This is a genomic window from Pseudomonas mosselii (assembly GCF_005796105.1).
GTDB classification, from domain to species: domain Bacteria; phylum Pseudomonadota; class Gammaproteobacteria; order Pseudomonadales; family Pseudomonadaceae; genus Aquipseudomonas; species Aquipseudomonas mosselii_C.
The window spans coordinates 1-1,386 of sequence record NZ_VAUO01000040.1; the positions used below are offsets into that span (position 1 = coordinate 1).

At 67.6% G+C, this 1,386-nt stretch carries 1 pseudogene; it reads left to right on the forward strand.

Going from position 1 to position 1,386, the window contains the following annotated elements:
- Positions 1 to 1,386 (forward strand): annotated as a pseudogene (locus FEM01_RS23990) (condensation domain-containing protein); the annotation flags it as partial.

Consider the following 1,386-nt stretch of genomic DNA (forward strand, 5'->3'; position numbering starts at 1 on the left):
TTCACCCCCAAGCAACTGTTCCAGCACCAGACGGTGCAAGGGCTGGCGGGTGTGGCACGCAGCGAGGTCGAGAGCCCGTTGCAGGCCCAGGGGCCGGTGACGGGGCCAACGCCGCTGCTGCCGTTCCAGCAGGTGTTCTTCGACACTCAGATCCCGCAGCGCCATCACTGGAACCAATCGGTGCTGCTCAAGCCGCGTGAACCGTTGCAGGCCGGGCTACTGGCCCAGGCGCTGGAGCGCCTGCTGGAGCAGCACGATGCCTTGCGCACACGCTTTGTGGCCGAAGACGGCCAGTGGCGGGCGACCCTCGCGGCGCCAGAGGCGGGCTGCGCCGAGCACTTGCTGTGGCAGGTAGAGGGCGCGGATGCGGCCGAGTTGCAGGCCCATTACCAGCGTGCCCAGACCAGCCTGGACCTGGGCGCGGGGCCGCTGCTGCGGGCGGTGCTGGCGCGCATGGGCGAGGAGCAGCGCGTGCTGCTGGTGATTCACCACCTGGCGGTGGATGGGGTGTCGTGGCGGATTTTGCTCGAAGACCTCCAGACGCTGTACCGCCAGCTGGCCGCAGGCCAAGTGCCGGCCCTGCCGGCCAAGACCTGCTCGGTGCAGGCCTGGGCCGAGCGCTTGCAGGCCCATGCGGGCAGCGCGCAACTGCGCGAAGAGCTGGGTTACTGGCAGGCGCAGTTGCAAGGTGTGAATGCCGAACTGCCGCGCGACCGTGCGCTAGCGTCGGCCAATAGCCGCCAGGCGCATACCGTGCATACCCGCCTTGATTCGGGGTTGACGCGGCAGTTGTTGCAGGAAGCGCCGAGTGCCTATCGGACCCAGGTCAACGACCTGCTGCTGANCCCGCCTTGATTCGGGGTTGACGCGGCAGTTGTTGCAGGAAGCGCCGAGTGCCTATCGGACCCAGGTCAACGACCTGCTGCTGACGGCACTGGCGCGGGTGATCGCACGCTGGACCGGTGAGTCGTCGGTGCTGGTGCAGCTCGAAGGGCATGGTCGCGAGGAGTTGTTCGAAGACACCGACCTGGTGCGCAGCGTGGGTTGGTTCACCAGCCTGTTCCCGGCACGGCTGGACGTGCAGGACGATCTCGCGGCGAGCATCAAGCAGGTCAAGGAACAACTGCGTGGGATTCCCGACAAGGGGCTGGGCTACGCGACCTTGCGCTACCTGGGCGATGAGGCCAGCCGCGCCGCGTTGGCAGGCCTGGCGCAACCGCGCCTGACGTTCAACTACCTGGGTCAGTTCGACGGCAGCTTCGCCGAGCAGGACGACACCCTGTTCACCCCCAGTGGCGAGGCACGTGGCGCAGAACAAAGCGCCGACGCGCCGCTGGGCAACTGGCTGACGATCAATGGCCGCGTGTATGGCGGCGAGCTGAGCCT